Source organism: Marilutibacter spongiae (genome assembly GCF_014145325.1).
Classification (GTDB): domain Bacteria; phylum Pseudomonadota; class Gammaproteobacteria; order Xanthomonadales; family Xanthomonadaceae; genus Marilutibacter; species Marilutibacter spongiae.
The window spans coordinates 1-863 of record NZ_JACHTF010000047.1 but is presented as its reverse complement, the minus strand read 5'-3'; the positions used below and the strand labels follow the sequence as shown (position 1 = coordinate 863).

The window sequence follows — 863 nt, the reverse complement described above, 5'->3', positions numbered from 1 at the left end:
GGCGAAGGCCCGGCGCGACAAACGTTTGCGTTCGATCACCCGGCCCTGCCCATCGGCGAAGGCCAGCTCGAACACCTCTTTTGCCAAGTCGATGGCGACGGTCGTAGCATGCATGGCGTGGACTCCTATCGTGCTCCCGTGTCCCGATCCAGTATCGGCCTGGCTCATCGAAGCCGTGTGGCGACGCGGGAGGCGTCCATTTCATCATTCAAGCCGAAGCCGCTTCGCGGCTCGGCTTAACTTAGGTGTTAGGCCGCACAGAACATGACCGAGCTCCGTGAAGTAGTTCTCGTCAGTATGGTCGGGATCCTCGCCTTCATTTGCGCGCTCGCTATCTACCCGTTAGTTGTCCCACCCTTCACGGATGCTGAGATCCAGCAATCGTTCGTGGACACCTGGGGAGTAAATGCCCTTATCACTACAGCAGGCCTAGCCATTGTCTTGCCAGCCGGCGCTCTATCAGCGTTACTTGGCTGGCGGGGGACGCGCTTGGCAAAGCGTCTATCCCTCTCCTCTATCGCACTTTCCGTCGTTGCCGCAAGTTTACTCGTTCTCAGCCATGCATCGCTCACCGAGCGGACAACCAGACTCACGGGACAAGAGTTTGGCGGAATCTTCGGTCTAGGCTTGGGGCCCATCTGAGGTGCGGCGCCGGAAGCGGAAGAAGGTGCCGGTCGCCGACCGGCAGCCGCTGCTGCGTCCGAGCCGTGCCAACGAGGTCTGGTCGATGGACTTTGTGTTCGACCGGACCGCGGATGGCCGGGTACTCAAGGCGCTCGTGATCGTGGATGACGCGACGCACGAGCTAGTGGCGATCGAGGTCGAGCGGGCCATTTCCGGACATGGCGTCGCTCGCATCCTGG

At 61.2% G+C, this 863-nt stretch carries 2 pseudogenes; one reads left to right on the top strand and one right to left on the bottom strand.

Features of this window, described 5'->3' with window-relative positions:
* A pseudogene (locus H4F98_RS16640) lies at positions 1-114 on the bottom strand (IS110 family transposase); the annotation flags it as partial.
* A gap of 526 nt (positions 115-640) precedes the next feature.
* On the opposite strand from H4F98_RS16640, the pseudogene H4F98_RS16635 reads away from it, so the two are divergent.
* Positions 641-863: pseudogene (locus H4F98_RS16635) on the top strand (DDE-type integrase/transposase/recombinase); the annotation flags it as partial.